18 protein-coding genes are annotated in these 24034 nt (G+C 59.0%); 6 read left to right on the plus strand and 12 right to left on the minus strand.

The window, feature by feature from the left end; genetic code table 11:
- Positions 1–7: 7 nt before the first annotated feature.
- Positions 8–574 carry a CsiV family protein gene (locus CLU80_RS03740; protein ID WP_093433687.1) on the plus strand — a complete coding sequence of 189 codons (567 nt, stop codon included), beginning with the start codon at positions 8–10 and terminating at the stop codon, positions 572–574.
- 11 nt (positions 575–585) lie between these two features.
- Positions 586–3276: a DEAD/DEAH box helicase gene (locus tag CLU80_RS03745; RefSeq protein ID WP_099756792.1), complete on the plus strand. Its 2691-nt coding sequence runs from the start codon at positions 586–588 to the stop codon at positions 3274–3276.
- Positions 3277–3445: 169 nt separating this feature from the next.
- Here the strand turns inward: CLU80_RS03745 and CLU80_RS03750 are convergent, their stop codons facing one another.
- The 4 genes from CLU80_RS03750 to CLU80_RS03765 form a co-directional block, all read right to left on the minus strand.
- Positions 3446–6739, minus strand: coding sequence for a DEAD/DEAH box helicase (locus tag CLU80_RS03750; RefSeq protein WP_099756793.1), 3294 nt, complete (start codon positions 6737–6739; stop codon positions 3446–3448).
- Between the two features lie 9 nt (positions 6740–6748).
- A complete protein-coding gene (locus CLU80_RS03755) occupies positions 6749–7486 on the minus strand; it encodes an S-methyl-5'-thioinosine phosphorylase (RefSeq protein ID WP_016986745.1) in 738 nt (245 codons plus the stop codon).
- An 11-nt stretch (positions 7487–7497) separates the two neighbouring features.
- The gene (gene nagZ / locus CLU80_RS03760) at positions 7498–8508 is read right to left on the minus strand and encodes a beta-N-acetylhexosaminidase (RefSeq protein WP_093433674.1); all 1011 of its coding nucleotides are present in this window, start codon (positions 8506–8508) and stop codon (positions 7498–7500) included.
- 158 nt (positions 8509–8666) lie between these two features.
- Positions 8667–9374 (minus strand): TetR/AcrR family transcriptional regulator, encoded by a 708-nt coding sequence (locus CLU80_RS03765; protein ID WP_007910473.1) that lies wholly within the window; start codon positions 9372–9374, stop codon positions 8667–8669.
- Positions 9375–9603: 229 nt separating this feature from the next.
- Here CLU80_RS03765 and lexA point away from each other — a divergent pair, with 229 nt between their 5' ends.
- Entirely contained in the window at positions 9604–10212 is a 609-nt protein-coding gene (gene lexA, locus CLU80_RS03770) for a transcriptional repressor LexA (protein ID WP_003226590.1), read from the plus strand.
- Between the two features lie 10 nt (positions 10213–10222).
- Positions 10223–10696 carry an SOS-induced cell division inhibitor SulA gene (gene sulA, locus CLU80_RS03775; protein ID WP_095050467.1) on the plus strand — a complete coding sequence of 158 codons (474 nt, stop codon included), beginning with the start codon at positions 10223–10225 and terminating at the stop codon, positions 10694–10696.
- Between the two features lie 92 nt (positions 10697–10788).
- Here sulA and CLU80_RS03780 read toward each other — a convergent pair whose 3' ends face one another.
- The 7 genes from CLU80_RS03780 to CLU80_RS03815 form a co-directional block, all read right to left on the minus strand.
- The gene (locus CLU80_RS03780) at positions 10789–11022 is read right to left on the minus strand and encodes a hypothetical protein (protein WP_007910471.1); all 234 of its coding nucleotides are present in this window, start codon (positions 11020–11022) and stop codon (positions 10789–10791) included.
- 106 nt (positions 11023–11128) lie between these two features.
- Positions 11129–11653 (minus strand): DUF6586 family protein, encoded by a 525-nt coding sequence (locus tag CLU80_RS03785; RefSeq protein WP_099756794.1) that lies wholly within the window; start codon positions 11651–11653, stop codon positions 11129–11131.
- A 145-nt stretch (positions 11654–11798) separates the two neighbouring features.
- On the minus strand, positions 11799–14429 hold the full coding sequence (gene topA, locus CLU80_RS03790; RefSeq protein ID WP_093433668.1) for a type I DNA topoisomerase: 2631 nt from the start codon (positions 14427–14429) through the stop codon (positions 11799–11801).
- 114 nt (positions 14430–14543) lie between these two features.
- Entirely contained in the window at positions 14544–14780 is a 237-nt protein-coding gene (locus CLU80_RS03795; protein ID WP_007910467.1) for a DUF1653 domain-containing protein, read from the minus strand.
- A gap of 99 nt (positions 14781–14879) precedes the next feature.
- Complete coding sequence (gene fadA / locus CLU80_RS03800) at positions 14880–16055, minus strand: acetyl-CoA C-acyltransferase FadA (RefSeq protein WP_007910465.1); 1176 nt, start codon at positions 16053–16055, stop codon at positions 14880–14882.
- Positions 16056–16084: 29 nt separating this feature from the next.
- Positions 16085–18232 carry a fatty acid oxidation complex subunit alpha FadB gene (gene fadB, locus CLU80_RS03805; protein WP_099756795.1) on the minus strand — a complete coding sequence of 716 codons (2148 nt, stop codon included), beginning with the start codon at positions 18230–18232 and terminating at the stop codon, positions 16085–16087.
- A 518-nt stretch (positions 18233–18750) separates the two neighbouring features.
- Positions 18751–19188: a hypothetical protein gene (locus CLU80_RS03815; RefSeq protein WP_095050464.1), complete on the minus strand. Its 438-nt coding sequence runs from the start codon at positions 19186–19188 to the stop codon at positions 18751–18753.
- Positions 19189–19291: 103 nt separating this feature from the next.
- Between CLU80_RS03815 and CLU80_RS03820 the strand changes: the two genes are divergently transcribed.
- Positions 19292–19729 (plus strand): universal stress protein, encoded by a 438-nt coding sequence (locus tag CLU80_RS03820; RefSeq protein ID WP_093433662.1) that lies wholly within the window; start codon positions 19292–19294, stop codon positions 19727–19729.
- Positions 19730–19903: 174 nt separating this feature from the next.
- Here CLU80_RS03820 and CLU80_RS03825 read toward each other — a convergent pair whose 3' ends face one another.
- The gene (locus CLU80_RS03825) at positions 19904–21826 is read right to left on the minus strand and encodes an ATP-binding cassette domain-containing protein (RefSeq protein WP_099756796.1); all 1923 of its coding nucleotides are present in this window, start codon (positions 21824–21826) and stop codon (positions 19904–19906) included.
- Between the two features lie 214 nt (positions 21827–22040).
- On the opposite strand from CLU80_RS03825, the gene CLU80_RS03830 reads away from it, so the two are divergent.
- A complete protein-coding gene (locus CLU80_RS03830; RefSeq protein WP_099756797.1) occupies positions 22041–23969 on the plus strand; it encodes a transglycosylase SLT domain-containing protein in 1929 nt (642 codons plus the stop codon).
- The last annotated feature ends 65 nt before the right edge of the window (positions 23970–24034 follow it).

Consider the following 24034-nt stretch of genomic DNA (forward strand, 5'->3'; position numbering starts at 1 on the left):
ACGCCCAATGCGCCTGTTCCGCTCAGTGACTTTGCTACTTGCTTTGGTAGCCCCTTCGGCTTTCGCCGATGACCTGTATCAGGTCGAAATGATTCTGGTGCGCCAGAACGCCGTACCGGCAATCGTCAGCCGCGCCGCGCCGGAAGACTGGGCCGCTGGGGCCCAGCGTTTGAGCGACGACAGCAAACGCACACCGGCGTTGAACGACGTTGTCAGCAAACTCACCGCCAGCGGCGACTACAGCGTGCTGATGCACAAGGCCTGGCAGCAAACCCTTGGCGAAGCACCGGCAAAAGTGGCGGTCAGCGACGGTCAGGAGCAGTTCGGTCAATTCCCGATCGAGGGCACGCTGGAAATGAAACTGGGGCGTTTCACCGATGTGAACGCCGATTTCTGGGTCAATCAGATCGACGCCAATGGCCTGGTCACCGCCAGCGAGCGCCTGAAGCAGGACAGCCACACCAAAAATGGCCAACTCAACTACCTGGACAACGGCCATCTGGCCTTGCTGATCAAGATCACTTCCCTGACCGCGCCAGCGCCACGGGAAGCGCCTGAAGCGATTCCGGACTGATCGAAGTCCTTATGTCCCCGCCCCTGAGTAAACCGTTGGCACCCTCCTGGGTCAGCCGATTCAAGGAACAGAGCCTGGAGCGTGGCCGCCGCTATGCCCTGGAAAACCGGGTACGCATCGCCCAGGTCGGCGATGCGACCATCACCGCCAGTTGCGAAGGCTCTGGCGGTAACGTTTACCGCCAGACCATCCAGCTGCGCGAATCCGCCAAAAACACCTTGCTGCTGGTCGATGCCAGCTGCACGTGCCCGGTTCGCAGCAACTGCAAACACTGCGCAGCGGTGCTGCTGAAAGTGCAGGAAACCCTCGATTACCCGGCCGCCGCCAAAGACGCCGAACTCTTGGAAAAGCTGCAAGCCGTGCTGGAAAATCGCAGCCCGAAGGCGCCACCGCAAGTGCTGGTCGACAATGTGCAGCCACTGCCACGCCTATGGCTGGCCAGTGTCGAGTTCAGTGCCTTCGAACCGCGCAACGGCAAGATGCAGCGCTACATTCAGCATCGCGCGGCGCTTTCGTTCAGCTACCTTGACGAGTACGTCAGCGGGCAGAAGAACAGCGATATCCTGATTCGCCAGGAAAGCCAGACGCTGCGCGTCAAACGCCATCCGGATGTCGAGCAGTCGTACCGCGAACAGTTGCGCATCCTCGGCTTTCGCATCGCCACCCGCCAGAGCAAAGCCCTGCCGGAAAGCGCCGGTGAACTGTACGAGATGGTCAATGACAGCGCCTGGCTGACGTTCACCCTCAACGACCTGCCGAAACTGCGCAGCCAAGGCTGGGAATTGCAGATCGATGAGGAATTCGGCTTCGATCTGACCGCTGTGGATGACTGGTACGCCACCGTCGAGCAGGTGCCGGAACGCGATTGGTTTGATCTGGAACTGGGGATCATCGTCAATGGTGAGCGCCTGAGTCTGTTGCCTATCTTGCTCAATCTGATGCGCTCGCACGCGGAAATCCTCAATCCGGAACGCCTGGCGCGCCGTCGCGATGACGAGCTGATTCTGGTCAACATCCCGCAACGCACCAGCGAGCATGGGCCGCTGCAAGTGGCTTTGCCGTTGGGCCGGTTGAAGCCGGTATTGATGACGCTCGGCGAGTTCTATTTGCAAGAGCCGGGCGAAACCACCCTGCGCCTGAGCAAGGCCGACGCCACCCGCCTGAATTCGCTGGAAGGCCTTCCGCTGCTGTGGGAGGGCGGCGAGCAGATCCGCACGTTTGCCCAACGCCTGCGCGATATTCGTGATTTCAGCGCAGAGGCGCCTGAAGGCTTGAATGCGACGTTGCGGCCTTATCAGCTCGAAGGCTTAAGCTGGATGCAGTCGCTACGGCAACTGGAAGTCGGCGGGATTCTCGCGGATGACATGGGCTTGGGTAAAACCCTACAGACCCTGGCGCATATTCTCAGCGAGAAAAACGCCGGACGCCTCAATCGCCCGTGCATGGTGGTGATGCCGACCAGCCTGATTCCGAACTGGCTCGATGAGGCGGCGCACTTTACCCCGCAACTGAAAGTGGTTGCCCTGTATGGCGCCACTCGCAAAAAGCATTTCGATAACCTGGCCGACTTCGACCTGATCCTCACCACCTACGCCCTGCTGCCGAAAGACGTCGAACGTCTGACCAAACAGCCGCTGCATGTGCTGGTGCTGGATGAAGCGCAGTACATCAAGAATCCGAACAGCAAAGCCGCTCAAGCCGCGCGCGAGCTGAATGCGCGTCAGCGCCTGTGCCTCAGCGGTACGCCGCTGGAAAATCACTTGGGCGAGCTGTGGTCGCTGTTTCACTTCCTGCTGCCCGGCTGGCTCGGCGACGTAAAAAGCTTCAACGCCGATTACCGCGTGCCGATTGAAAAGCGCGGCAGTGAAGTCAGGCTTCAGCACCTCAACGGTCGGATAAAACCGTTCTTGCTGCGCCGCACCAAGGAACAAGTGGCGACTGAGTTGCCGCCGAAAACCGAGATCATCCATTGGGTCGATCTCAACGAAGCGCAGCGCGATGTATATGAAACCATGCGCCTGGCGATGGACAAGAAGGTCCGCGACGAGATCACCCGCAAAGGCGTGGCGCGCAGCCAGATCATCATTCTTGAGGCGCTGCTCAAGTTGCGTCAGGTTTGCTGCGATCTGCGCCTGGTCAATGACGCCACCCTGCCCGCTCGCGGCAGCACGTCAGGCAAGCTCGACAGTTTGATGGAAATGCTCGAGGAGTTGTTCGAGGAAGGCCGGCGGATTCTGCTGTTTTCGCAGTTCACTTCGATGCTGTCGTTGATCGAGGAAGAGCTAAAAAAACGTAACGTGTCCTACGCGCTACTGACCGGCCAGACCCGGGATCGGCGCACGCCGGTGAAGGAATTCCAGAGCGGCAAGCGTCAGATCTTTCTGATCAGCCTGAAGGCCGGCGGCGTCGGTTTGAACCTGACCGAGGCCGACACGGTGATTCATTACGACCCGTGGTGGAACCCGGCCACCGAGAATCAGGCGACGGATCGCGCCTATCGGATCGGCCAGGAGAAACCGGTGTTCGTCTACAAGATGATTGCCCGGGGCACCGTGGAAGAGAAGATTCAGCACCTGCAAAAGGAGAAATCCGACTTGGCAGCGGGCGTGCTGGATGGGCGCAAGGCCGGGGACTGGAAGTTGCAGAGTGATGATATCGAGGCGTTGTTTGCGCCGTTGCCGGATAAGTCCGACAAGCGTTGATATCTACGTCGCCTGTTAGATAGCTTTCGCGAGCAGGCTCGCTCCCACACTGGATCGGTGGCATTCACCAATCCAGTGTTCACAGGGATCTTGTGAATCACACAAATCTAATGTGGGAGCGAGCCTGCTCGCGAATGGCTCACCTCGGTATAACGTTTAAAACCCAGGCTCAATCCTTGGAAACCGGCAACGGTGCAAACAGCGCCTCAATGTCACTCTGCTCCAGCTTCCAGCCACCTGTCGTCCCGCCCTCAAGCACCGCCCCGGCCAACGCCGCTTTCTCCTGCTGCAGCGCCTGTATTTTTTCCTCTACCGTGCCACGAGCAATCAGCTTGTAAACGAACACCGGGTTGTTTTGCCCGATTCGATACGCACGATCGGTGGCCTGATTCTCCACCGCCGGGTTCCACCAAGGGTCGAAGTGAATCACCGTGTCCGCAGCGGTCAGGTTCAACCCGGTACCGCCCGCTTTGAGACTGATGAGAAACAGCGGCACCTTGCCGCCCTGAAAATCCTTCACCGGTGTGCGTCGATCCGTGGTGTCCCCGGTCAGCAGCGAATAGGCAATGTCACGTTGCTGCAATTCTTCCTCGATCAAGGCGAGCATCGAGGTGAACTGCGAAAACAGCAGGATTCTTCGACCTTCGCCGAGCAACTCTTCGAGCATCTCCATCAGGCTGAGCAACTTGCCACTGCCGGAGCGCAGCGCCTTCGCTGTCAGCGGCATGTTGATCAGGCGCAGGTCGCAACAGACCTGCCGCAGCTTGAGCAAGGCATCCAGAATGATGATCTGACTGCGCGCCACGCCACTGCGGGCAATTTCGTCGCGGACTTTTTTGTCCATCGCCACGCGAACGGTTTCATAGACATCACGTTGGCCGTCGCTGAGATCAACCCAATGGACAATCTCGGTTTTCGGCGGCAACTCGGTGGCCACCTGATCCTTTTTGCGGCGCAGCAAAAACGGCTTGATGCGCGCTGTCAGGTGCTGCATGCGCTGAACATTGCCGTGCTTCTCGATTGGCGTGCGGTAATCGCGATTGAAGGACTTGCTGTCGCCGAGCCAACCGGGCATGAGGAAATGAAACTGCGACCAAAGCTCGCCCAAGTGGTTTTCCAATGGCGTGCCGCTCAGGCACAAGCGCTGGCGGGCCTGCAAATCGCGTGCGGCCTGCGCGGCTTTGCTGAGCGGGTTCTTGATGTTCTGCGCTTCGTCGAGAATCAGCACGCTCCACAACTGCGGCTGTAGAACCTCGAGATCCCTCGGCAGCAAAGCGTAAGTGGTCAGTACCAGATCGTATTCAGCCAGATCAGCGAAATCCTTTTGCCGCCCCGAGCCGTGCAGCGCCAACACTTTCAACTGGGGGGTGAAGCGCTCGGCCTCGTCGAGCCAGTTGGGAATCAGGCTGGTCGGCATCACCGCCAGAGCCGGGCAATCGAGGCGTCCGGCGTGTTTTTCCGTGAGCAGATGCGCCAAGGTTTGCAGCGTTTTGCCCAGCCCCATGTCATCGCCCAGAATGCCGCCTACTTCAAGCTCGCGCAGGGTTTGCATCCAGTTCAGGCCTTCGAGCTGATAGGGGCGCAGTTGCGCGTTAAGGCCGGCCGGCGCAGCGACCTGGGTGTGACTGGAATTCTGCAAGCGCTTGGCGAAGGTGCGCAGCCGCTCGCCACCCTGCCAATCCAGCGGCACGCCATCGAGCATACTCAAGCGCGCGGCATCCGGGACACTCAAGCGCAGTGCATCGCCCTGATGACCGCCCAGGTACAACTCGCCCAGCGTGGCCATCAGCGGTTTGATCCGACTCAGCGGCAGCGCGACCTTGGCGCCCGAAGGGTCGCCAAAACCGCTGGGCTTCAGTTCGATCAGGAGTTTTTCGTCATCGCTGCGTTGTGCCAGATTGACCGGGTCAAGCAAGCGCGGCTGGGTGCGCAACAAGTGCAGAAGGATTGGTAGCAAACTGTAGCGCTGGCCATTGACGACGATACCCAACTGCAAATCAAACCACTGATGCCCAGCCTCTTCTTCGACCTCGGCATACCAATGCTCGACTGGCTGCACATTGAAATGAAAGCCGGGACTCATCTCGACTTCCCAGTTCGAGGCGCGCAACGTGGCAAGCCCTTCGTGCAGAAACCCGAGCCAGGCGGAATCATCCGGCAACGTGAACATCTCGCCGGGACGATCCAGCGAGCTCTTGCGCGTGGCTTTCTTGAAGCCGAACTTTTGCAGGATCTGACGCAGTTTCTTTTCCACCGCAGGCTGGCGTTGAATGCGCTGGGTTTCGGTGCCGTTGAGGATCATTACTTCCGGGTTGCGATCCACCGTCGGCTGGCCGTTGTAGGTAAACACCAGGGCGGCGCGGTGCTCAAGAACGTATTCCCAGCGCGAGCGCTCCCGACCGCTGACGAGGGTGAGTTGCGGCTGCGGTAGTACGTCGTCGATGATTCGTTCGGTCAGTTGGTGGGGCGGCGGGATTCTCGTTGCGGCGCTCATGCGATGACTGAACTGCATGGCCTGACGCGCCGGAATGTCCGGCGCCAGAGTCAAATGACTGGCCAGTTTTTCATCCAGTTCATTGAACAGAGGGCCAATCTGCCGCTGTTCACGATCCAGGTAATAAAGCGGCTCCAGCGCCAGCACGGTTTCCTGCGCAGCCTCGGCACTGCTCCACTGCGCGCGGAACCCGCCGTCGGCCTGCTCGGCCCAGGCGAACTGGCCGATGCGTTTCGCGCCAGACATCAACGGTTGCAGATCCTCGAAATCGAGGAACAGCCGCGAGGTGCGCAGGAGCATTTCCAGCAGTTCGGCGCCGCTGCTGCCTTCCAGCGGATAGCCGCTGTAATAGGCGTGATGGGAGTGCATGGCAACCAGCAGCCTGGCGACGCGCAGATCCAGCTCGGACAGGTAGCCGGGCTGACGCATGAGCATTTCCGCCAGCGAATACATCGGTTTGACTTCGCGCAACTCGCCGCTCTTGAGCTGGGAGACCTTGAAAATATCGAGCAGCCACTTGCCGCTCACTGACGTTGGCTTGAGCTTGTAAAACAGGCGCGTGCCTGCGGTTTGCGCGCCTTCTTCGGTGGGCTTGGCCGGCACGGGAATGGTCGAAAGCCAATGTTCCAGCGCCCGACCCAACGGGATCTGTGCGTCACTTTCAGACGCATTATGATCACTGCCCTGCAGGTGATAGAGCACCGCAGCGCAGTGTTTGCAGTCAATTGTGACAGGACAGCTGCACAGGCAACGCACGTTGACGGAACCCAGCCGATCTTCGGACAGGTAAATGGTTTGTTCATACGCCTGATCTTCCGAACCGACGCAGAACGCCTCGACCTTTCTGTCATCGATCTCGATGATCTCTACCCGATCTTCGGCGGCATAAGCCCGAGCCTTGGCCAGCGCCTTGCTACTGAATGCCTGAGTCCAGGCCAACGACTTTAGCCTTTCGATGAAAATGCTCATGGGCAGTCCTTAGCCGGCCAACACCCGCGCCAACGCCGATTTCACCTTGCCCATGCCGTCATGCAACGCCTGCTCGATCTCGGCCATGGTGATCACTTCGGTGGTCTTGCCCGCCGCCGGGTTCACCACCAGCGCCAGACAGGCGTAATCCAGATCCAGCTCACGCGCCAGCGCCGCTTCCGGCATGCCGGTCATGCCAACGATGTCACAGCCATCGCGCTCCAGACGCACGATCTCCGCCACGGTTTCCAGACGCGGGCCCTGAGTGCAGGCATACACGCCTTGATCGCTGTATTCGCAGCCTTCGGCAGCCACCGCAGCAATCAACTGCTGACGCAGCGGCTCGCTGTAGGGGAAGCTGAAGTCGATATGGGTGACGTGCTCCAGATCATCGGCGAAGAAAGTGTGCTCGCGCCCACTGGTGTAGTCGACGATCTGGTGCGGCACGCAGAAATGACCGGTGCCCATCGCTGGATGAATACCGCCCACCGCGTTAACGGCAATGATTGCTTCGGCACCGGCCTGCTTCAGCGCCCACAGGTTGGCGCGGTAGTTGACCTTGTGCGGCGGGAAACGATGCGGATGGCCGTGACGGGCGAGGAACAGCACTTCCTTGCCGGCGTATTCACCGATCTGCACGTCGGCCGATGGCGCGCCGTAGGGAGTGTCCACCGCCAGTGACTGGCGAATGGTCAAGCCTTCGAGCTGGGTCAGGCCGGTGCCACCGATGATTGCGTAAACCGTCATAGCGAAAATCCTTAATCGATCAGTTGAGCATCTTTGAGGGCGCCAACGGCGGTGAGCCAGCGCGGATCCTGACGGTAATCGGTGCTGGCGAATGCCTGACCGCGCATGCGCGCGATGCGGTCTGAAGGCTTGACCTTCATGCGCTGCGCGGCGCTCAGGGCCAGTTCGGCAGCGGCGCGATCGTTGCATACCAGGCCCATGTCGCAACCGGCCGTGAGTGCGGCCTCAATACGACTGGCGGCATCGCCAACCACGTGGGCGCCGGCCATCGACAGGTCGTCGCTGAAGATCACACCGTCGAACTGCAATTCGCCGCGCAGGATGTCCTGCAACCAGCGCCGGGAGAAGCCGGCAGGCTGCGAGTCGACTTGCGGGTAGATAACGTGGGCCGGCATCACAGCGGCCAGTTGTTTGCTGAGCCTGGCGAAGGGCACGAGATCGTTGGCGCGGATCTCGTCCAGGCTGCGCTCGTCGTTCGGGATCGCCACGTGGGAATCAGCTTCGGCCCAGCCGTGGCCAGGGAAATGCTTGCCAGTAGCAGCCATGCCCGCGCTGTTCATGCCGCGAATGAACGCTCCGGCAAGCACTGCGGCGCGCTCCGGATCGCCCTCAAATGAACGGGTGCCGACAACAGCGCTGCGCTGGTAATCCAGATCCAGCACCGGGGCGAAACTCAGGTCGAGACCGACCGCCAGCACTTCAGTGGCCATGATCCAGCCGCATTGCTCGGCGAGGTATTCGGCGTTCGGATTGTCGGCGATGGCACGCATGGCCGGCAGGCGCACGAAGCCCTGACGCAGGCGCTGCACGCGACCGCCCTCTTGATCCACCGCCAGCAGCAGATCCGGACGAATCGCCCGAATCGCCGCGCTGAGCTCGCGCACCTGACGCGGATGCTCGATGTTGCGCGCGAAAATGATCAGGCCGCCCACTTCGGGCTGACGCAACAATTGGCGATCTTCGGCCGTCAGCCAGGTACCGGCGACGTCCACCATCAACGAGCCTTGCAGGCCAGCAGTCATAGAGATTCCTTGAAAACGAAAAACCCGATCCGCAGCAAATCGCTACCCTGAGCAATGCTCGGCAGGTCGGCAATTTCTATGGATTTCGGGTTCAGAACGAGAGTCGGCATGGGCGGCTAGCTTAGCGGATACAAGCTGCCGCGCCCACCCGTGCGCGGTTAAACCTTGGCGGCGACCGGCGTTGATTTACTGCGCGGACGCAGTTGCGCGGTGGCCATCGCGGCGTCAGTGACGCCGGTTTCGGCACGCATGCCCGCAGCGAGGAACGGCACCATCAGGCGCATCACTTGCTCAATGGAGGTGTTGACGCCGAAATCGGTCTCGGCAATTGCGCGCAACGCCTTGATGCCAGACATGCTGAACGCCGCGGCGCCGAGCATGAAGTGCACGCGCCAGAACAGCTCGATCGGCGGAATGCGTGGTGCGGCTTCGTTGACCAGCAACATGTAGCGACGGAATACCTTGCCGTACATGTCTTCCAGATAACGGCGCAAGTGGCCCTGGCTCTGGCTAAACGCGAGGCCGAGCAGGCGCATGAAGATCGACAGGTCATTGCCGCTGCGTGGTTGTACCACAAGGGCCTGCTCGACGAGGATTTCCAGCAGCTCTTCAAGCGTCGGCTTGTTTTCAGGCTTGGCCTGACGGCGCTCCAGCTCTTTATCGAGGCTGATGCAGAACGGCCCGAGGAAGCGCGAGAAAACCGCTTGAATCAGCGCTTTTTTCGAGCCGAAGTGATAGTTCACCGCTGCCAGGTTGACGCCGGCCTTGCTGGTGATCAAACGCAATGAGGTTTCGGCGAAACCTTTCTCCGCGAACAACTGCTCGGCAGCATCAAGAATGCGTTCAACGGTTTCCGACTGGGCCATGGCTACTCCGCCTGACAAACACTTGTTTGAAACATACGTTTCAGCCTGTGCCTTGTCAAGCCTGCCGGTTCGTTTTGGGAATGATCAGTCAGCTATTTAACCACACAAGCCCAACTCATTAATAAGCACGAATGCCGACCGTCTGGCGGCCTGCAAAAAAACGGGCATTGCCAAGGACGCTTCACTGTATATAATCCCAGTCACTGTATAAAAAGACAGAGCGATCAATATGCTAAAGCTGACGCCACGCCAAGCCGAGATTCTGGCCTTTATCAAACGCTGCCTCGAAGACAACGGCTATCCGCCGACCCGTGCGGAAATCGCTCAGGAACTGGGCTTCAAGTCGCCGAACGCGGCTGAAGAACATCTCAAGGCACTGGCCCGAAAAGGCGCCATCGAGATGACACCGGGCGCTTCTCGCGGTATTCGCATACCCGGCTTTGAAGCCAAGGCCGACGACTCTACCCTGCCAATCATAGGCCGGGTCGCTGCCGGCGCGCCGATCCTCGCCCAGCAGCACATCGAAGAATCCTGCAACATCAACCCGGCCTTCTTTCATCCGCGCGCCGACTATCTGCTGCGCGTACACGGCATGAGCATGAAGGACATCGGTATTTTCGACGGTGACCTTCTTGCCGTGCACACCACCCGCGAAGCACGTAATGGCCAGGTCGTCGTTGCCCGTATCGGCGACGAAGTGACGGTCAAACGTTTCAAGCGTGAAGGTAGCAAGGTCTGGCTGATTGCCGAAAACCCCGAGTTCGCCCCTATCGAAGTCGACCTGAAAGATCAGGAACTGGTGATCGAAGGCTTGAGTGTCGGCGTAATCCGCCGCTAAAGGAGGCTTTATGCAGTTCCCACACACCCCTCAGCAAACACAACTGCCTTTATTCGAAGCGTTTCTGGCGCAACCGATGGCGCCGATCCTGAAAGACGTGGTCGAACGCCCCTGGAATGCCGAACCCGAAGTATTCAGTGAGCTGTCACTGCGTGGTGCGGCCGGGAACTGCCTGAACCTGCTCGCCCCGATTCTTCGCGAACTCAGCGAAGATCAGGACGCACGCTGGCTGACATTGATCGCACCACCTGCCAGCCTGACTCAAACCTGGCTGCGGGATGCCGGCCTGAACCGCGAACGTATTCTGCTACTGCAACCACGGGGTGCTCAAAGCGCCCAGCAACTGGCGTGCGAAGCTCTGCGGTTAGGGCGCAGCCACACTGTGGTCACCTGGCTCAACCCGCTAAACACCCACTCGCGGCAACAACTGATCAGCGCCGCACGCACGGGCGAAGCTCAGAGCTTGAATATTCGCTTGGGTTGAGGGTTGCTACTACGCGCTGTGTGAAGCGCAGGGCTTCTCCAGGGACAGAGAAGCCGATCTGAAGCGGTAACATTAAAAAGCAAAGGCGCGGATCAATGAAGAACCCGCGGCCCCTCTTCCTTATCAAACTCGCCTTCGACCATACGACCGGCCATCTGCACGCCGACGCTTAGCATCGCCTTGGCGATTTCTACATGCTGACCTTGAAGGAACGCCTTGGCATCGTCGGAGAAATCCAGCGTCACCAGAGAACCCTCGTCCTCAGCCCTGCGCAGTTCGATTCGGCCGTCTGGTAACTCGACAATTTCTAGAAAGGACGTTGGCATATAGGTCTGTTCTCCACGAAAGGCAGGGATTATATAGACATCATTCAGGCTTCGCTCGGGATCTTGACCAGCAGCATGTTTCAGATTGCCACCGTGTCAATCACCCTCAGCACTCGTTCAAGCCTTCGCGAAAGCGAATCGCCAAGCCTTTCAGATTTTGCCGCCAGCTCTCCAGCTCCTCTCGACTCAACTCTTCTGGCGCTTGTTCTTCATCCAGATTAATCGCCTGAATCAGCGGCTGAGTCACGTCCCCTTTGGGCTTGTGTGGCACCCGTGGCGGCTGGAACAGCGCCGAATGCGCAGCCAGCAGTTTTGCCAGCCAGGTTTCAGAGTTTCCCGCGAGTTCGACCATCTCGGCCAACTCGGGAATCGCGATCGACTCCAGCACCTCACGTGTCAGCAGCATCTCGGCGCGTGGTGCATTGGCCTGCGGTAGACGATAGAAACCAGCGATCTCGTGACAAAGACCGAGCAAAGCGCCGTAAAGGTGAAACAACGCCGATTCACGCCCCGCCTGAATCAACGCCAGCGAATTCATCGCTCGCCCCTCTTCGGCGCGAGCCAGAGCTTCGAGCGACAGTCCGGCGAAATAGATCTTCTGATTGGTGCGGGTATAGAGTTCGTGAGCCATGACGGCGCTCTCCACAACGAAATATTTGCTTCACACAGGCCGGACAGTGTCGTGGATCAGCCGATCCCACCGCAAGCACAAAACAAAAAGGCCGCATGAAAACCCGGAGGGGTCATCATGCGGCCTTTCAGTATCAGGCTAACGCTTACTCAGCTTTGGCCTTCGTACGTTTGTCTTCAACCGTCCACTTGCCGCCATCGAAGTACGCCTTCCAACCGGTAGGCTTGCCATCGACTTCGGTCTGTACGTATTGCTCCTTGGTCTTGCGGCTGTAGCGAATCACCGCCGGAAGACCATCAGGATCTTTCTGTGGAGCGTCGCAGAGGAAGTGGTACTTCGGATCGATCTCGTCCTTGTGCGGCAGAATCTCGATCACCAGCGGAGCACGGGTCTCACGGTTTTTCGGGAACTGACTGGCAGCCAGGAACAGACCGGACGCACCGTCACGCAGGATGTAGGTGTCGTTGACCTTTTCGCATTTCAGCTCAGGCATCTTCACCGGATCCATTTTCGGCGGCGCCGCGTCACCGCTCTTGAGCAGTTTACGGGTGTTCTTGCAGGTCGGGTTGGTGCAACCGAAGAACTTGCCGAAACGCCCGGTCTTGAGTTGCATCTCGCTGCCGCACTTGTCGCATTCCAGGCTCGGACCTTCGTAGCCCTTGATGCGATAGCTGCCCTCTTCGATTTCGTAGCCTGCGCAATCCGGGTTGTTACCACAGATGTGCAGCTTGCGTTTTTCGTCGAGCAGGTACGCGTCCATCGCCGTGCTGCAGATCGGGCAGCGGTGCTTGCCACGCAGTACCAGCGATTCCGACTCACCCTCGTCGTCCGCAGCGATTTCATCGCCCGGCACCAGGTTGACGGTGGCCTTGCAGCGTTCTTTCGGCGGCAGGCTGTAGCCTGAACAACCGAGGAAAACGCCTGTCGACGCGGTACGAATCTGCATCGGACGACCACAAGTCGTGCACGGAATATCGGTCATGACCGGCTGGTTGGCACGCATGCCGCTGTCCGGGTTTTCGGCTACTTCGAGTTTCTTTTTGAAGTCGCCGTAGAACTCGTCCAGTACGTTTTTCCAGTCGCGCTCGCCCTGCGCCACGTCATCGAGGTTCTCTTCCATGCCTGCGGTGAAGCCGTAGTCCATGAGGTTCGAGAAGCTTTCCGACAGACGCTCGGTGACGATGTCGCCCATCTTTTCCGAGTAGAAACGACGGTTGTGCAGAGTCACGTAACCGCGATCCTGAATGGTCGAAATGATCGCAGCGTAAGTCGAAGGACGACCGATACCGCGCTTTTCCATTTCTTTCACCAGACTGGCTTCCGAGTAGCGGGCCGGCGGTTTGGTGAAGTGCTGCGATGGATCGAGCTTGATCAGCTTCATCACGTCGCCCTGCGCCATATCAGGCAGAACGTCGTCATCACCCGGTTTGGCAATCTGCGGCATGACACGGGTGTAACCGTCAAACTTGAGGATACGGCCCTTGGCGCGCAGCTCGAAGTCACCAGCGCCTACGCTGACGGTGGTCGACAGGTATTGCGCCGGCAGCATCTGGCAAGCGAGGAACTGGCGCCAGATCAGCTCGTAGAGACGCTCAGCGTCACGCTCCATACCCGCCAGCTTGCTTGGCGTGGTGTTGGCGTCAGAAGGACGAATCGCTTCGTGAGCCTCTTGTGCGCCTTCCTTGCTGCTGTAGACGTTCGGCGTTTCCGGCAGGTACTTCTTGCCGAACTCGTCTTCGATGTAAGTACGCGCCATCGTCACGGCATCAGCCGAGAGGTTGGTCGAGTCGGTACGCATGTAGGTGATATAGCCGGCTTCGTACAGACGCTGGGCCATCATCATGGTTTTCTTCACGCCGAAGCCCAGGCGATTGCTCGCTGCCTGTTGCAGGGTCGATGTGATGAACGGCGCCGACGGCTTGCTGCTGGTCGGTTTGTCTTCGCGCTTGACGATGCTGTAGCTGGAAGATTTGAGTTTCTCCAGCGCGGCCATGGCCTGAGCTTCGTTTAGCGGCTTGAACGCTTCGCCTTTTTCGCGAGCCACTTCGAAACGCACGGTGGAGCCTTTGGTGGTGCCGAGATCGGCATGCACTTCCCAGTACTCTTCCGGGTTGAACGCGCGAATTTCACGTTCACGCTCAACCACCAGCTTCACGGCAACCGATTGCACGCGACCGGCGGACAAGCCACGAGCGATCTTCGCCCACAGCAGCGGCGAGACCATGTAACCGACAACGCGGTCGAGGAAGCGACGCGCCTGTTGAGCGTTGACACGATCAATGTCCAGCTCACCCGGTTCCGAGAAAGCTTCCTGAATCGCTTTCTTGGTGATTTCGTTGAACACCACACGCTTGTAGCGGCTGTCGTCACCACCGATGGCTTCGCGCAGGTGCCAGGCAATGGCTTCCCCCTCGCGATCCAAGTCGGTTGCGAGATAGATGGTGTCAGCATCTTTGGCGAGCCGGCGCAGCTCTTCGATGACCTTCTCTTTACCCGGAAGGATCTCGTACTGGGCTTTCCAGCCATGATCGGGATCGACACCCATACGCGAGACCAACTGCTTGCGCGCTTTCTCTTTCGGCGAGAGCACCGGACCTTCGCCCGCAGCAGCCTTGCCGCGCTTGGCGGCTGGCTCTTTGCTGGCGCTAGCCGAACCGCTGGTGGGCAGGTCTCGGATATGGCCGATACTCGACTTCACCACGTATTGGTTACCCAGATACTTGTTGATGGTCTTGGCCTTAGCCGGGGATTCCACAATGACCAGCGATTTGCCCATGGATCAGAAAATTCCTGAATTCTAGAAGTGAAAGGCGGTTGGCGCCTGACGCGGCACCGCTATATATAGTTGATACAAGGTGAGGTCAAGCACAGGGTTCTGTGCGCACTCGCCTTATGCCTTGGAAAAAAGGCTCGGTTCGGCTTGCACCAAAGCAAAGCGTGGCACCTGCTCGCCGTCAACCTCGACTGACTCGAGAAACATGCTCAGAGGGCGTACCCAAAAGCCGTAATCGCCATACAGGGCTTGGTAAAAGACCACTTCTTCTTCGGTCTCGGAATGCCGCGCAACACTGAATACGCGGTACTGCGGACCTTTGTAATGTTGGTAGAGCCCAGGTTGTATCGGCATGCTTCGGCCCTCACTCAAATTTTTTCAAAAATAAAAACAAAATAAATCCACAAAAACAAAAACCGGGGCACTTGGCCCCGGCTTCCATCGACGAGACGCTTAAACGCGTTCGAAGACGGTGGAGATGCCTTGGCCGAGACCAATGCACATAGTGGCCACCCCGAAGGTACCGCTATTCTGCTTCATCACGTTCAGCAAAGTGCCGGAAATACGGGCACCGGAGCAACCGAACGGGTGACCCAGGGCGATCGCGCCGCCGTGCAGGTTAACCTTCTCGTTCATCTTGTCGAGTACTTTCAGATCTTTCAGCACTGGCAGGGCCTGTGCGGCGAAAGCTTCGTTGAGCTCGAAGAAGTCGATATCGTTGATGCCAAGGCCCGCACGCTTCAGGGCTTTTTGTGTCGCCGGAACTGGACCATAGCCCATGATTGCCGGATCCACACCCGCCACTGCCATCGAACGGATCACCGCCATTGGCTGGATACCCAGGTCCTGCGCACGCTGCGCCGACATCACGATCATGCACGAAGCACCATCGGTGATCTGCGACGAAGTACCGGCAGTCACGGTGCCGCCCTTTGGATTGAAGGCAGGCTTGAGGGCCGCCAGACTTTCCAGGGTGGTTTCCGGACGAATGGTTTCGTCGTAGTCGAACAGTTTCAGGAAACCGTTCTCGTCATAGCCCTGCATCGGGATGATTTCATCCTTGAACTTGCCTTCCACGGTGGCCTTGTGGGCCAACTGGTGGGAACGCACGCCGAAAGCGTCCTGTTGTTCGCGAGTGATGCCGTGCATTTTGCCGAGCATTTCAGCGGTCAGGCCCATCATGCCCGAGGCTTTCGCCGCGTACAGCGACATGTGCGGGTTCGGATCGACACCGTGCATCATGCTCACATGGCCCATATGCTCGACGCCGCCAACCACGAACACGTCACCGTTGCCGGTCATGATTGCTTGCGCAGCGGTGTGCAGCGCACTCATCGACGAGCCGCACAGACGGCTGACAGTCTGACCGGCCGAGGTGTGCGGGATCTGGGTCATCAGCGAAGCCATGCGCGCGATGTTCCAGCCCTGCTCCAGGGTCTGGTTGACGCAGCCCCAGATCACGTCCTCGACTTCTGCAGGATCGACCTTGGCGTTGCGTTCCAGCAACTTGCTGATCAGGTGCGCCGACATGTCTTCGGCGCGGGTGTTGCGGTGCATGCCGCCCTTGGAGCGGCCCATCGGAGTACGACCGAAGTCGACAATCACGACGTCTCTAGGATTCAAGCTCATAAGTTCACTCTCACTCTAGTTGGGGGCGCTTAACCGAAGAAGCTCTGGCCGTTTTTGGCCATTTCGCGCAGCTTCGCGGTCGGGTGGTACAGCGCGCCCAAATCAGCGTACTGGTCAGCCAGGGCAACGAACTCGGCAACACCGATCGAATCGATGTAGCGCAGCGCACCGCCACGGAATGGAGGGAAACCGATACCGTAGACCAGACCCATGTCGGCTTCGGCGGCAGTTTCAACGATGCCGTCTTCCAGGCAACGCACGGTTTCCAGGCACAGCGGGATCATCATCCAGTTGATGATGTCTTCGTCTGTGACTTCGCGCTGCTCGTAAACGATCGGCTTGAGCACTTCCAGCACCGAAGGGTCGGCGACTTTCTTCTGCTTGCCTTTCTTGTCGGCCTCGTAGGCGTAGAAGCCCTTGCCGTTCTTCTGGCCCAGGCGCTTGGCTTCGTACAGCACGTCGATGGCCGAACGACGGTCATCCTTCATGCGATCCGGGAAACCTTCAGCCATGACGTCACGACCATGGTGACCGGTGTCGATGCCGACCACGTCCATCAGGTACGCCGGGCCCATCGGCCAGCCAAATTTTTCCATGACTTTGTCGATACGGACGAAGTCGACACCGGCGCTGACCAGCTTGGCGAAACCGCCGAAGTACGGGAACAGCACGCGGTTAACGAGGAAGCCCGGGCAGTCGTTGACGACGATCGGGTTCTTGCCCATTTTCTTGGCGTAGGCAACGGTGGTGGCAACAGCCAGCTCGCTGGACTTCTCGCCACGGATCACTTCCACCAGCGGCATCATGTGCACCGGGTTGAAGAAGTGCATGCCGACGAAGTTTTCCGGACGCTTGAGGGCCTTGGCCAGCAGGCTGATGGAAATGGTCGAGGTGTTGGACGCGAGGATGGTGTCCCCTTTAACCTGAGCTTCCACTTCAGCCAACACAGCTTGCTTGACCTTAGGATTCTCGACGACAGCTTCGACCACCAGATCAACGTGACCGAAATCGCCGTAGGACAGAGTTGGACGAATGGCGTTGAGCACTTCAGCCATTTTCGCAGCGGTCATGCGACCTTTATCAACGCGGCCAACCAGCAGTTTGGCGGCTTCAGCCAGACCCTGCTCGATGCCGTGCTCGTTGATGTCCTTCATCAGGATCGGCGTACCTTTGGAGGCCGACTGATAAGCGATACCGCCACCCATGATGCCGGCGCCGAGTACAGCGGCCTGCTTCACGTCTTTGGCGATTTCGTCGTAGGCCTTGGCCTTTTTCTTCAGCTCCTGATCGTTCAGGAACAGACCGATCAAGCTCTGCGCGGCAGAGGTCTTGGCCAGTTTGACGAAACCGGCAGCTTCGACTTCCAGCGCCTTGTCACGACCGAAGTTCGCGGCTTTCTGGATAGTCTTGATCGCTTCAACCGGCGCCGGGTAGTTCGGGCCAGCCTGGCCGGCGACGAAACCTTTGGCGGTTTCGAAAGCCATCATCTGTTCAATAGCGTTCAGCTTGAGTTTTTCAAGTTTCGGCTGACGCTTGGCCTTGAAATCGAACTCGCCGGAGATGGCGCGCTTGATCAGTTCAAGGGCAGCTTCCTGCAGTTTTTCAGGAGCAACCACGGCGTCGACGGCGCTGACTTTCAGGGCGTCTTCAGGGCGGTTTTCCTTACCGGAGGCAATCCACTCGATGGCGTTATCGACACCGATCAAGCGCGGCAGACGCACGGTGCCACCGAAGCCTGGGTAGATACCCAGCTTGACTTCCGGCAGGCCGATCTTGGCTTTGGTCGACATGACGCGATAGTCAGCCGCCAGGCACATTTCCAGACCGCCGCCCAGGGCGATTCCATTGATGGCCACTACGGTTGGGACGTTGAGGTCTTCGAAATCGCTGAAGATCTTGTTGGCTTCGAGATTGCCAGCAACCAGCTCGGCATCCGGCAGCTTGAAGTTGTCGACAAATTCGGTGATGTCGGCGCCGACGATGAACACGTCCTTGCCACTGCTGACGATCACGCCCTTGATCGAAGCATCTGCCTTGATGGTGTCTACGGCCTGACGCAGTTCGTTCAGGGTTAGACGGTTGAACTTGTTGACGGACTCACCCTTGAGGTCGAATTTCAATTCGACGATGCCACTTTCAAGAGCTTTAACCGTGATGGCTTTACCTTCGTAAATCATCAACTGATCTCCACGATATGGAAGCTGAACAGTACACGTCGGACGCAGGCGAATGGCTCGGCAGGACGCTTTTTCGTCGATGCTAACGCCAATCCACCCGGCACACCCGCCAACGCGATAGTCGGGATTCTGTAGGAGCAGTCTGTAAGACAAACGCTCAATTCATACGCCCGTTTGATTTGGGTACGTCACCTTCACGGAATTTCCGACAATTGTCAATCGCCCAAAATACGGGTTGAAATGCGACTTTGCGGTCATTTCTGTAAGACGAAGACCCGCAACACGCGTCTGCATGTGAAGCCATTCATAGAATCAATAGTTAGAAAAGTCGCCCTAATTCGCAGCAGCCCTTGTTTAAAGGGCTACGCTGGGTGGACGACAGGGAAATGCGTTGACAGAACCTGCATCAAAAAAGATTTCCGGCCTGCCTGGCCAACCCCGCCCGATGAATCATGTCGGGCTTTTTATTGCGCGTCTGCCGGACGTTCCCCACCGTTGCAGTGGGAAAAGTCCGCGCGTCACGCCAGTGCTTTCAGAGTGGTGTCGATGTCCTGCAACACCGACGCTTCGCCCTTCTCGCCCCAGTACAAGGCGATCATCTGCTTGTCTGCTTCGACTTTGAAAACGTTGCCGGGCAACTTTTCGAAATGATTGAGCAGCGCCCGATCTTCGCAGACTTCCTGCCATTGATTGACCCACACACCCGGCGATTTTTGCCAGTAAGTCCAGCAGGCAGGCGACTTGCCACGGCGCGGCCGATGATACTGCGCACACGGATTCGGCGGCTCTTGCGCCAGCCAGTGCGGCCACTCCTGAGGCGCCAGTTGCATGGCCAGCCCCATGCGCCGCGCCTCCATGCGCAAGGCGATGCGACCGCTTTGCGCGCGCGATGGGCGCAACCACGCCAACGGACTCAAAACCACCAGCAGGATTGACACCACCAACCAGACCGTCATATCTCTATTCCCAATTCTTGGTGAGCGCATTGTGTCACTTTGGAACCAATGCGCTTGAAACCAGCCATACTTAACAATATTGAAACCTCACGAGGAGCACCTCATGCCCTACCACCACATCCTGGTCGCCGTAGATCTGACCGAAGAGTGCGACCCAGTGATTCACCGCGCCCGCGAGCTGTCGGTGAGCAATGGCGCCAAACTGTCGCTGGTGCATATCGTCGAACCAATGGCGATGGCATTCGGCGGCGACGTGCCGATGGATCTGTCACAACTGCAACAACAGCAGTTCGATCAGGCCAAGGAGCGTCTTGAGCGTCTGAAACTCAAGTATTCCGAACTCGAAGGCGCCAACTGCCACCTGACCTACGGCCAGCCACGTCAGGAAATCCATCATTTCGCCAAAGAACAGCAGTGCGATCTGATCGTGGTCGGTAGTCATGGTCGTCACGGCCTGGCGCTGTTGCTCGGCTCTACCGCCAATGACGTGCTGCACGGCGCACCATGCGACGTCCTCGCCGTCCACCTGGTCAAACGTTGAAACACTGATCATTGTGGGAGCGAGCCTGCTCGCGAAGGCGTCGGCACATTCAGCATTAATGCCGCCTGACACACCGCATTCGCGAGCAGGCTCGCTCCCACATTGGGACTGCGCTTACATGTGAAAAGCCCGGCGTTCATCACTGAGCGCCGGGCTTTTTCACATCAGGATCATTCAGGCGTCCAGCTCGGCCCAACGCTCCAGCAACGCATCCAGCTCAGCCTGCAACTGCTCCAGCGAAGCAATGACCTTGGCCGTTTCAGCCGCAGGACGCTGATAGAAACCGGCTTCAGCCATTTCAGCTTCCACGGCAGCAATCTGCTGTTCCTTGGCGTCGATATCGCCCGGCAGCGCTTCCAGCTCGCGCTGCAGCTTGTAGCTCAGCTTTTTCTTGGAAACCGGGGCAGCAGCGGCAGGCGCAGCAACCACAGCAGGCTCAGCGGTGACCACCGCCGAATTCAGGTCAGCCTTGCCGGATTTGCTTTCGGTTACGCCCAGCAGACGCGGCGAACCGCCCTGACGGATCCAGTCCTGATAACCACCGACGTATTCACGCACCTTGCCTTCACCTTCGAAGACCAGAGTACTGGTGACCACGTTGTCGAGGAATGCCCGGTCGTGGCTGACCATCAGCACAGTGCCATTAAAGGTCAGCAGCACTTCTTCGAGCAGCTCGAGGGTTTCCACGTCGAGGTCGTTGGTCGGTTCGTCGAGTACCAGCAGGTTCGCCGGTTTGCTGAACAGTTTGGCCAGCAACAGACGCGCACGCTCACCACCCGACAGCGCCTTGACCGGCGTGCGGGCACGCTGCGGGCTGAACAGGAAGTCGCCGAGGTAGCTCAGCACATGACGGCTCTGACCATCGATATCGATAAAGTCGCGACCTTCGGCGACGTTGTCAATCACGGTCTTTTCCAGATCCAGTTGATGACGCAACTGGTCGAAGTACGCCACGTCGATCCGCGTGCCCTCTTCCACTTTGCCGCTGGTCGGTTGCAGACCGCTGAGCATCAGTTTCAGCAGGGTGGTCTTGCCGGTACCGTTGGCGCCGAGCAGACCGATACGGTCGCCGCGCGTGAGCACCATCGAGAAATCCTTGATCAGGAACGGGCCGCCCGGGTGAGCGAAACTCACGTTCTCGAGGACCATCACCTGCTTGCCGGACTTGTCGGCCGTGTCCAACTGAATGTTGGCCTTGCCGGTGCGCTCACGACGCTCGCTACGCTCCACGCGCAACGCTTTCAGGGCGCGGACGCGGCCTTCGTTACGGGTGCGGCGCGCCTTGATACCCTGGCGGATCCAGACTTCTTCCTGGGCCAGTTTCTTGTCGAACAGCGCGTTGGCGGTCTCTTCGGCGGCCAGCGCGGCTTCTTTGTGCACAAGGAAACTGGCGTAGTCGCCGTTCCAGTCGATCAGGCCGCCGCGATCCAGTTCGAGGATGCGCGTGGCAAGGTTTTGCAGGAAGGAACGGTCGTGCGTGATGAACAGCACGGCGCCCTGGAAATCTTTCAGGGCTTCTTCGAGCCAGGCAATCGCGCCGATGTCCAGGTGGTTGGTCGGTTCGTCGAGCAGCAGCAGATCCGGCTCGGACACCAGTGCCTGCGCCAGCAGCACGCGACGACGCCAGCCGCCGGACAACTGGGCGAGGGTCTTGTCGGCCGGCAGTTGCAGACGGCTCAAAGTGCTTTCGACCAGAGTCTGCAAGCGCCAGCCATCACGGGCTTCGAGGTCTTGCTGAACGTGCATCAGCTTGTTCAGGTCATCTTCAGTAACGCAGTTCTGCGCAAGGTGATGGTATTCGGCGAGCAACGCGCCCACGCCATCAAGGCCTTCAGCGACCACGTCGAACACCGTCCGATCGTCGGCCACCGGCAATTCTTGCGGCAATTCGCCGATTTTCAGACCGGGGGCACGCCACACCGAGCCTTCATCGGGCTTCTGGTCGCCCTTGACCAGTTTCATCATGCTGGACTTGCCAGTGCCGTTGCGGCCGATGATGCACACCCGCTCACCACGGGCGATCTGCCAGGACACCTTGTCCAACAACGGCATAGCGCCGAACGCAAGGGACACATCGCTGAATTTGAGCAGGGTCATGAGCTTCTCCAAAAACCGGGCGCGCATTCTACCTGAGTTAGGGCTTCAACAGGCCGGCAATTTGTCTGTCGAAGCACTCTGCACAACATTTGTTGCGAACTTGTGCTGCGAGGCCGGCAAAGCTTTCGCCGCTTGCTGGCAAAAGGCTAAGCTACAGACAATTCAGTGCTGACCGAGGTCGGCACTTGTCATGATTTCTCTGCCCGGATGTCTCATGCGCAGTCGCCTTTTCAGTGTCTTGTCCTGTTTGCTACTTACCGCCGCTGCCGCTCAATCCGCCCAGGCGGTGGACCTGTCCACCCAACGCCAGTATTACGATGAAGCCAAGCGCGCCCTGGCCAAGGGTGATACCGGCCCGTATTTCCGTTACAGCCAGGCGCTGGCCGATTACCCGCTGGAACCGTATCTGGCCTACGACGAACTGACCGCGCGGCTGAAAACCGCGAGCAACGCGGAAATCGAGAAGTTCCTCGCCGAACACGGTGACCTGCCCCAGGCCAACTGGATGAAACTGCGCTGGTTGCGCTGGCTCGCCGACCGTGGCGACTGGGCGACCTTCGTCAAGTATTACGACCCGAAACTCAACTTCACTGAACTGGACTGCCTGAATGCGCAGTACCAGATCAGCAGCAACCATAAGGCCGAAGGTTACGCCAACGCCGACAAGCTTTGGCTGACCGGTAAATCCCAACCCGCCGCGTGTGACGCTCTATTCGGCATCTGGGCAGCCGATGGCCAGCTCACTGAACAGAAACGCTGGGAGCGCACCAAACTTGCCGCTCAGGCCCGCAACTATCCATTGGCCAACAGCCTGGTCAACGGCTTGACCACCCTCGCCCCGCGCGGTCGCTTGCTGGTCGATGTTGCGCAGAAACCCGAACTGCTCAATCAGCCTTCGCGCTTTACCCCGGCCGATGAACCGATGTCCGATGTGGTCAGCCTCGGCTTGCGCCGACTGGCCCGTCAGGATCCGGACAAGGCCATGGCGTTGCTCGACGGTTACGCCAGCAGCATGCATTTCTCCCGCGATGAAAAAGTTGCGATCGCCCGGGAGATCGGCCTGACCCTCGCTCGGCGTTTCGACAGCCGCGCGCTGGACGTGATGACCAAATACGACCCGGAGCTGCGCGACAACACCGTCTCGGAATGGCGCTTGCGCCTGTTGCTGCGTCTGGCCCGCTGGGACGACGCCTATCAGTTGACCCGCCGTCTGCCGCAGGATCTGGCCACCACCAACCGCTGGCGCTACTGGCAGGCGCGTAGTCTGGAACTGGCCCAGCCGCAAAACCCGGAAGCGCAGACCCTGTACAAAAACCTTGCGCGCGAACGTGACTTCTACGGTTTCCTCGCCGCCGACCGCTCGCAATCGCCGTACTCGCTGAACAACAAGCCATTGGTCCTCAGCCAGGCGCTGATCAACAAGGTGCGCAACACGCCGGGTGTACGCCGCGCGCTGGAATTCCATGCCCGTGGGCAAATCGTCGACGGTCGTCGCGAGTGGTATCACGTCAGCCGCCATTTCAATCGCGATGAAATGGTTGCCCAGGCGAAACTCGCTTACGACTTGAAATGGTATTTCCCGGCGATCCGCACCATCAGTCAGGCGCAGTACTGGGACGATCTGGATATCCGCTTCCCGATGGCCCACCGCGAAACGCTCGTGCGTGAAGCCAAGGCACGTGGCCTGCATTCGAGCTGGGTGTTTGCCATCACCCGCCAGGAAAGCGCTTTCATGGACGACGCCCGCTCCGGCGTCGGCGCCAGTGGCCTGATGCAATTGATGCCCGGCACTGCAAAAGAAACCGCGCGCAAATTCAGCATTCCGCTGGCCTCGCCGCAGCAAGTGCTGGACCCGGACAAGAACATCCAGCTCGGCGCCGCGTATCTGAGTCAGGTCCACAGCCAGTTCAACGGCAACCGCGTCCTCGCCTCCGCCGCCTACAACGCAGGTCCTGGTCGCGTACGCCAATGGCTGCGCGGCGCCGATCACCTGAGCTTCGACGTGTGGGTGGAAAGCATTCCGTTCGACGAAACCCGTCAGTATGTGCAGAACGTGCTGTCGTACTCGGTGATCTACGGCCAGAAGCTCAACTCGCCGCAGCCGCTGGTGGACTGGCATGAGCGCTACTTCGACGATCAGTGATCACCCGACTGACGCCGACTAAAGAAAAATGCCCATATCGCGAGATACGGGCATTTTTTATGGGC

Origin of the sequence: Pseudomonas sp. 29 (assembly GCF_002754355.1) — a bacterium.
Classification (GTDB): Bacteria; Pseudomonadota; Gammaproteobacteria; order Pseudomonadales; family Pseudomonadaceae; genus Aquipseudomonas; species Aquipseudomonas neuropathica.